This is a genomic window from Streptomyces sp. NPDC024698 (assembly GCF_055559015.1).
This window is the reverse complement of record NZ_JBVHLK010000052.1, coordinates 1-7808: the sequence shown is the minus strand read 5'-3', so window position 1 is coordinate 7808 and position 7808 is coordinate 1. Positions and strand designations below refer to the sequence as shown.

The following is a 7808-nucleotide window of genomic DNA, read 5'->3' as shown; positions in this document are numbered from 1 at the left end:
CTCCACGGCTACAACTACCATCGCTGCCACACCGCCCTCGGAGGCCAGCCACCCATCAGCCGTGTGAACAACGCTGCGGGTCAATACACCTAGGCCGGTCGCAGCCACACCGTCGCGAGGGGCGGCAGGGTCAGCTGGACGCTGGCCGCGCGGCCGTGCCATCCGGTGGGCTCCGTCTTGACGGGGTCGAGTCCCGTGATGCCGCTGCCGCCGTAGCGCGGGTCGTCGGTGTTGAGGACCTCGCGCCAGGCGGGGATGTCCTCGGGGACGCCGAGGCGGTAGCCGTGGCGGACGGCGGGGGAGAAGTGCGAGACGGCGAGGAGCGGAGTGCCGTCGGCCGCGTGGCGCAGGAACGCGAACACGTTGTCGTCGGCGGAGTCACCGGTGATCCAGGCGAAGCCGGAGGGGTCGGTGTCGCGCTCCCACAGCGCCGGTTCGCCGCGGTACACGGTGTTGAGATCGCGCACGAGGTCCCGGACCCCGCGGTGGTCGGCCTCGGCGCCGTAGGCCGGGTCGAGGAGCCACCAGTCCGGGCCGTGGGCCTCGGACCATTCGGCGCCCTGGGCGAACTCCTGTCCCATGAAGAGGAGTTGCTTGCCGGGGTGGGCCCACATGAAGGCGAGGTAGGCGCGGAGGTTCGCGCGCTGCTGCCACCAGTCACCGGGCATCTTGGAGACGAGCGAGCGTTTGCCGTGCACGACCTCGTCGTGGGAGATCGGCAGGACGTAGTTCTCGCTGTAGGCGTACACCATCGAGAAGGTCATCTCGTCGTGGTGGTACTTGCGGTGCACCGGCTCGTGGGACACGTAGTCCAGCGAGTCGTGCATCCACCCCATGTTCCACTTCAGCCCGAACCCCAGACCGCCGAAGCCCCCGGGGCCGGTGTGATGGGTGGCCCGGGTGACGCCGTCCCAGGCCGTGGACTCCTCGGCCACGGTGACGACCCCGGGATTGCGGCGGTAGACGGTGGCGTTCATCTCCTGGAGGAAGGCGACGGCGTCCAGGTTCTCGCGGCCGCCGTGTTCGTTGGGGGTCCACTCGCCCGGTTCGCGGGAGTAGTCGAGGTAGAGCATGGAGGCGACGGCGTCGACGCGCAGGCCGTCGATGTGGAACTCCTCGCACCAGTAGGTGGCGTTGGCGACGAGGAAGTTGCGGACCTCGCGACGTCCGTAGTCGAACTCCAGGGTGCCCCAGTCGGGATGGGCGGCACGCCGGGGGTCCGCGTGCTCGTACAGAGGCCGGCCGTCGAACTCGGCGAGGGCCCACTCGTCGCGCGGGAAGTGCGCGGGGACCCAGTCCATGAGGACGCCCACCCCGGCGCGGTGCAGGGCGTCGACGAGGTGCTTGAAATCGTCGGGGGTGCCCAGACGGGCCGTGGGCGCGTAGAAGCCGGTGACCTGGTAGCCCCAGGAACCGCCGAAGGGGTGCTCGGCGACGGGCATCAGCTCGACATGGGTGAACCCGAGGTCGGAGACGTAGGCGGGGAGTTGATCAGCCAGCTGACGATAGGTCAGTCCCGGCCGCCAGGAGGCCAGATGCACCTCGTACACCGAGAACGGCGCCTCGTGGGGCGGACGTTCCGCCCTCCGAGCCATCCACTCCGCGTCCCGCCACGTGTGGTGGGAGGCGTGGACGACCGACGACGTGGCGGGCGGAGTCTCGGTGCGGCGGGCCATCGGGTCCGCGCGCAGAGTGCGGGAGCCGTCGGGGCGCGCTATGTCGAACTTGTACAGCTCGCCCTCGCCGACCGCCGGAACGAACAGCTCCCACACTCCCGAGGAGCCGAGCGAGCGCATCGGATGCCCCGTGCCGTCCCAGAAGTTGAAGCCCCCGGCCACCCGGACACCGCGCGCGTTCGGGGCCCACACCGTGAAACGGGTGCCGGCGACGCCCTGGTGCTCCATCGGCTCGGCGCCGAGCACCCGCCACAGCTCCTCGTGCCGGCCCTCGCCGATCAGATGCAGGTCGAGCTCACCGAGCGCGGGCAGGAACCGGTACGCGTCCTCGGTCTCCAGCACCTTCCCCTCGTAGCCGACGAGCAGCCGGTAGGTGTCCGGGACCGCGCGCAGCGGCAGCAGCCCCGAGAAGAAGCCGTCCCCGTCGTCGCGCAGTTCGGCGCGCAGGTCCCGCGTGACGACGGTGACGCCGAGCGCGTACGGACGGAAGACCCGGAAGGCGACACCGTCGGCCACCGGATGGGCGCCCAGCACTCCGTGCGGATCGTGATGCGTCCCGTCGAGCAGCCGCTGCCGGTCCGCCGGACCGAGACCGGCGGCCTCGCCCGGCGGCGGTGGCACGGGCCCGTTCCCGGCCTTCGGGCGGTCGGCGGGCGTCCTGTCTGTCACGGACGGCTTCTTCGCGCTGCTCTTGTGCGGGGTGTCGTCGGACCGGGGGCGGGGCGTCACGGGCGGGGCCTCCTCGGGCGGGTGAACGGGAGCGGGACACAGGGGGATCAGGGCGACGCGGCCAGCCGTCGTACCGCCGCCAGCGGAACCGGAAGCCAGTCCGGGCGGTGCCGGGCCTCGTACACGACCTCGTACACCGCCTTGTCCGTCTCGAAGGCGCGCAGTAATACGGGATCGGTGCGCGGGTCGAGGCCGCTGACCTCGGCGTAGCCGGTGCAGTAGGCGGCCCGGCAGGTGTCGGCCCAGCCGGACGCCGGCGCCGCCCCCGTGGCGCCGGGTACCCGGGTCACGGCGTGGGCCGCGTAGTCGAAGGAGCGGAGCATGCCCGCGACGTCGCGGGCCGGGGGCTGGGGCATACGGCGCTCGGCCAGCGGTTTCGACGGTTCGCCCTCGAAGTCGATGAGCGACCACTCCCCGTCTGGGGAGCGCAGACACTGGCCGAGGTGCAGATCGCCGTGCACGCGCTGGGCCGTCCACGTGTACCCCTCGGCGGACAGATCGGCCAGCGCCTCGAACGCGGTCCGCAGTCCGGGCGCGTGGGGCCGGAGCAGGGGCACCGCCTGCGCGGCGGCGTCCAGCCGCCGGGCCATGGCCTCGACCAGGGGCCGCACCTGGGCGTGGCCCAGGGACCCCACGGGCAGCGCGCGGGCGAGCGCCGTGTGCACCTCGGCGGTGGCCCGCCCCAGCGCCCGCGCCTCGGCGGCGAAGTCCTCGCCCTTGGCGAGCTCGCGCAGCGCCAGCTCCCAGCCGTCCGCCGCGCCCTGCACGAACGGCTGGAGCACGCCCAGGACGTACGACTGTCCGGACAGCTCCGCCCGGAGCCAGGCGGTGGGTGCCGGGACCCGGGCGCAGCCCTCGCGGGCCAGCGCCAGCGGCAGTTCGAGGTCGGGGTTGATCCCGGGCACGATCCGCCGCAGTAACTTGAGGATGAACGTGTCCCCGTAGACCACCGACGAGTTGGACTGCTCGGCGGTCATCAGCCGCGGCACGAGACCGGGCCGTATCTCCTGACCGGTTTCCCGCTCGAAACGCAGCCCGCCGATGCGGGCCCGGGAGCGCAGGGCTTCCAGGAGCACATCGGCGGGCTGGGGGTCGTAGAGGGCCTCGTACACCGTGCGGCCGGCGAGCGGGCCCTTGGCCAGGTGCCCGATCAGGGCCGGGGCCAGCCGGGGCGGCAGTGCCTCGCGTACGCCGATCAGCAGTTGATAGCAGTCACCAGGGACGGCCGGGGTGCCCGGTACGGGCGGTTGGTGGGCGCGTGCCAGCAGGTGGTAGAGGCCCAGCGGGCCGTTCGGCGGCAGCAGTTCGGTGGCGGCGACCAGGGAGAGCCCGGTGACCGGTCGTCCCTTGCCGGCGAACCAGCGCTGCCGTGGCAGCCAGTCGCGCAGCAGTGGGTCCAGGGACGCCAGAAGGCCGGGACCTGGGGGTGCGGTGCGTGTGACGGCTTCCGACATGGGTCGCGTCCTTTCCCCGGGGTCGGGGTGTTACTGATGCGTGCCCCGGGCGCAGCCGTGGAAACCGCCCCGCCCGGGGGCCTTTTCGGTCGAGTGGGTCCGGGAGATTTCCTGCGGACACGGCACAAGGGTGTCCAAGTCCGGTGTGTGACACCAGACCTGGACACCCGTGCGCCGTTCACTCGCACCGGCAGCGGCCGAAGACCCCGCCGTGGCCGGCCGGCCGTGCGTGGCGCGCGGGACCGGGCCGAGGGCCCGGGTCAGAGAGCCGTGTAGGAGAAGACGAAGTGGATCTGCTTCGCGAGGTCCTTGGAGATGGTGTCGCCCGACTTCGCTGGGGTGAGCCAGAGTTCGTACCGCGCGGTGTCACCGGCCTTCAGCACGGCCGCCGCGCCGATCGGCTTGATCTCCGCCGTGACCTTGCCCTTGAGGTCGGCCGGCAGGGTGACGGTGGCCGTGACCTTCAGATCGGCCTGACCGGTGTTCTTCGCGGTGAAGCCTCCGACCATCAGGGCGGCGGCCCCGGTGAACTTGATCTCCTTGTTCTTGTAGGGGAAGTCCGGGGCGGTGTTCGTGAACCAGTCGCCGGAGTTCAGCGCGCCGGTCGTCAGGCCCGCGGTCTTCGGCGGGGCGGTGGTGGTCGGCGGCGGCGAAGCGGGAGCGGTGGATCCGGTGGCCGAGGGGCTCGGGTCGCCCGTTCCCGGGTCGTCGGACTTCCCCGGAGCCGGCTCCGTGGGCTCGGCGGTCGCCGTTGCCGTTGCCGTTGCGGTCGGAGTCGGAGGGAGGTCCGCCCTGACCGTGAAGGAGCCCGTCGCGGTATCGGTGAACGTGGCACCGCTGCTCACGCCGATGAGGCCGAAGCCACCCGCGGCGAGCGTGAACGCCGCCACGATCTTTCTCCGGTCGGAGATGGCCATGGGGGTAACGCCCTTCTGATAGAGCCGGGATCGTCTCGTGTTCCGGGCGGCGCGACCGCGGGGCGGCCGCACCGGGATGCCCGGGTGCGAGCGGTGGTGGAGAACGCCTGGGCCCACCCGACCCGACCCGGATGTCACCAGGTCGGGTCGGGTGGGCCGGCGGCGGACCGTTCGGATTCCTGCCGTGACCGGCGAGGACCGGGCGACCGGAGAGGATCAGGCGGTACCGGTCAGGCTGAAGACGACGTTCGCCGTCTTGCCGGAGACGTCGTTGCCGAGGTCCGTGGCCGTGAGGACGACCTTGTACTGGACGTAGCCCTGCGCGGGAACGTGCGGAAGGCCGTCGCCCGCGCTGCCGCCGACACGCTCCAGCGTGGCCGTCAGGCCCGTGATGCCGGTGGGCGTCACCGTGGCCTCGAAGGGCAGGTCGATGTCGCCGTCGTTGTGGACGGTGATGATCGGGGTCCGGTAGGTCATCGTCGACTTGTCGAAGAAGACCTGCTGGGGGAGCGTGGCCTTGTGGCCGTCGGTCCCGGGTGTGATGGTCCAGCCGTTGTAGTCCTCGATCCGCAGCGTGGCGGTGCCCGTCTTGACGGACGAGGTGGCGGTCACGGTGTCGGTGAACACGGCGCTGCTGCCGATGCTGACGAGGCCGATGCTGCCGGCGACGATCGCCGCGACGGCGATCGCCTTCTGCTTGTTGGAAACGGCCATGATGGTGGACCCTTTCTCTGTCATGGGGTGAGCGGGCTCATGCCCGTGATGTGCTCGCAACGCCCGAACCCGTCACAGGTGCTTCTGTGACGGGCCGGGGAGGAACGCGTGAGCCGCGTTCTTCAGGTGCGGGCCGAGTGGCCGGCCGAGTGCGAATCGGCCGGCCACTCGGATGCCTGGCGGGAGGGACCCGGATCAGGCGGTGCCGGTGAAGCTGAGCTGGACAGAGGCGGTCTTGCCGGAGTCGAGGTTCTGGAGCTCGTACTTGTTGCTGACGACGACCTTGACGTAGAAGTCCTGGTTCGCGCCCACCTTGACGGAGTCGCCCAGGTAGTTGCCGTCGCCGTCGACCAGGTAGGCCTTGGCGTCGAGCCTGTTGCCGAAGTCGGCGCCCTCAGGGGTGCCGTCGGTCAGGATGACCGGCGCGAGGTTCTGGTTCGCGACGGTCGCGGCGATGGTGCCGGTGTTGCGGACCGCGAGGACCTTGGTCTCGACCGCGTGGCCCTGGGCGGAGTTGTCCAGGACGGGCAGCGTGTAGTGGGCCGCGGTGCCGTTGACGGTCTCCCAGCCGTTCCACTGCTGCACCGTGAGGTCGACCGTGCCGGCCGTCACGTGGGTCTTGGCCGTGACGGTGTCGTTGAACGAGGCACCGGAGCCGACGCCGATCAGGGCGAGGCTGCCGACGGCGATCGCGGCGGCCGCGAACGTCTTCTTCTTGTTGGAGATGGCCACTGATGGGCCTTTCTGTTGGATGGGTGAGGATCGGGCTTGCGCCCAGGGCATGACACAGCTCCTCCCGGCGGCCCACTGGCTGAGTGCCGCCCGGTGACTGTCACGGGAAGGAGTCCCGTGGCCCTTATGGGGTGGTGGTCTGTGGGGTGGGCTTCTTCTTCGGGCGCCACAGCAGGACGACGACGCCGCCCGCGATCAGCACGGCGGCCGCGCCGAGCAGCACCCTGAAGCCGGTTTCGGTGTGGATCGAGGTGACGACGTAGCCGACGTACGGCACGTCGTGCCGGACGATCCAGGCGGTGTCGCCGTCGGGGCGTACGTGCCAGGGGTCCTTGGTCCGGTTGGCATCGCCCTTGGTTTCGAGGACCGGGCCCTCCGCGGACGGTGTGATCGTCACGATCCGGTGGACGACCTGGCGGTCCGGCTCGTCCGGGCGGTGGAAGATGACGATGTCACCGACCTTCAGCGACGTGACCGGCTCCCGCTGGGCGATGACGACGCTTCCGGTCGGGAGCTTCGGCTCCATGCTGCCGCTGAGGACCGAACTGCCCTCCCAGCCACCGGACTTGACCGAATACGCCGCCACCGCGAAGCCGACGGCGAGCAGGACGACCACGAGGCTCAGCAGGGCCGAGAGGACCTGGTGGGCCCAGTGCCGGCGCCTGGACGGCGTCGGGGCTGCCGGTGTCCCGGCGGGTTCCGCCGCCGCACCGCGTACTGCCAGCTTCAAGGGTTCTCTCCTGCGGACGAGTTCGGGTCTGCGGGCCGTACGGAACGCGCGGTCGCCGAGCCGACGGGGAGGCACGGGGGAAGGTCGCTCAGGGCGTGCGAATCCCCCGCGCCGGTCAGGGGGAGGAGCCGCGGGGTTCGCGGAGTCTCCGCGTCCGGGTGCGGGTCTGAAGTGAGGGCGGCGACAGGACGGACCCTCACCCGGGAGACAGAGCGGGTCCCCGGGGCGTCCCGTCGCCGCGGTCTTCACAGGATGCGCACAGTGTCGGGTCGGCGGCCGGTCGACCGTGAGGTCGTCCTTCGGTACGGGGTTCCGGTCCGTCGAGGAGGAAGGTCGCTATAAAGCGGTGCCTGACCTGGACAATCTCATCCACTCCCGCGCTGTGCGCATGCCATGAACTCCCCCCCAGGGAGTGGCCTCCGTCGAGGTGGCCAAGATCAGATTAGGGGTGTGTGCTCAGGGTGGGAAGAGTGTGGAAGAAGTGTGGAGGTTGGTTTACTGAAACGTGATGTTCGACCGGTTTAAAGGTGGTGAGACGGCCGCTGTTGCGGCTTCCGGGAGGTGTGCCCGGGTCTGGCGGGTGCCGGGCCGAACGCCAGGATTTAGGTGGGCATGCCACTGGTGACGGGACGCCAAAGGCCGTGTCCGGAACCCTGGTTGGGCTCCTGACACGGCCGGGGTGCGGGCGGAGGGCTCGCTAGACGGCTTCCTTCCGGAGCCGGAACCAGTAGAAGCCGTGGCCCGCGAGGGTCAGCAGGTAGGGGAGTTCTCCGATGGCCGGGAAGCGGACGCCGCCGATGAGTTCGACCGGGTGGCGGCCGTTGAACTCGCGCAGGTCGAGTTCGGTGGGCTGGGC

General features: G+C 70.8%; 7 protein-coding genes. All 7 read right to left on the bottom strand.

Going from position 1 to position 7808, the window contains the following annotated elements:
• Nucleotides 1-89: 89 nt before the first annotated feature.
• Nucleotides 90-2405 carry a 1,4-alpha-glucan branching enzyme gene (glgB, locus tag ACZ4AA_RS38285; RefSeq protein ID WP_467613315.1) on the bottom strand — a complete coding sequence of 772 codons (2316 nt, stop codon included), beginning with the start codon at nucleotides 2403-2405 and terminating at the stop codon, nucleotides 90-92.
• Between the two features lie 47 nt (nucleotides 2406-2452).
• A complete protein-coding gene (locus ACZ4AA_RS38280) occupies nucleotides 2453-3859 on the bottom strand; it encodes a maltokinase N-terminal cap-like domain-containing protein (RefSeq protein ID WP_467613313.1) in 1407 nt (468 codons plus the stop codon).
• Nucleotides 3860-4119: 260 nt separating this feature from the next.
• On the bottom strand, nucleotides 4120-4776 hold the full coding sequence (locus tag ACZ4AA_RS38275; RefSeq protein WP_467613311.1) for a hypothetical protein: 657 nt from the start codon (nucleotides 4774-4776) through the stop codon (nucleotides 4120-4122).
• A 216-nt stretch (nucleotides 4777-4992) separates the two neighbouring features.
• Nucleotides 4993-5514 carry a hypothetical protein gene (locus tag ACZ4AA_RS38270; protein WP_467613309.1) on the bottom strand — a complete coding sequence of 174 codons (522 nt, stop codon included), beginning with the start codon at nucleotides 5512-5514 and terminating at the stop codon, nucleotides 4993-4995.
• A 171-nt stretch (nucleotides 5515-5685) separates the two neighbouring features.
• Nucleotides 5686-6222 carry a SipW-dependent-type signal peptide-containing protein gene (locus tag ACZ4AA_RS38265; RefSeq protein WP_467613307.1) on the bottom strand — a complete coding sequence of 179 codons (537 nt, stop codon included), beginning with the start codon at nucleotides 6220-6222 and terminating at the stop codon, nucleotides 5686-5688.
• A gap of 124 nt (nucleotides 6223-6346) precedes the next feature.
• Complete coding sequence (locus ACZ4AA_RS38260; protein ID WP_467613304.1) at nucleotides 6347-6952, bottom strand: signal peptidase I; 606 nt, start codon at nucleotides 6950-6952, stop codon at nucleotides 6347-6349.
• A 697-nt stretch (nucleotides 6953-7649) separates the two neighbouring features.
• A partial coding sequence (locus tag ACZ4AA_RS38255) for an alpha-glucosidase C-terminal domain-containing protein (RefSeq protein ID WP_467613317.1) occupies nucleotides 7650-7808 on the bottom strand: 159 nt, incomplete at its 5' end.

Excerpts from the sequence above, each read along its gene's own strand:
- ACZ4AA_RS38275 (WP_467613311.1), bottom strand. The coding sequence starts at position 4,776 with ATGGCCATCTCCGACCGGAGAAAGATCGTGGCGGCGTTCACGCTCGCC.
- ACZ4AA_RS38280 (WP_467613313.1), bottom strand. The coding sequence starts at position 3,859 with ATGTCGGAAGCCGTCACACGCACCGCACCCCCAGGTCCCGGCCTTCTG.
- ACZ4AA_RS38270 (WP_467613309.1), bottom strand. The coding sequence starts at position 5,514 with ATGACAGAGAAAGGGTCCACCATCATGGCCGTTTCCAACAAGCAGAAG.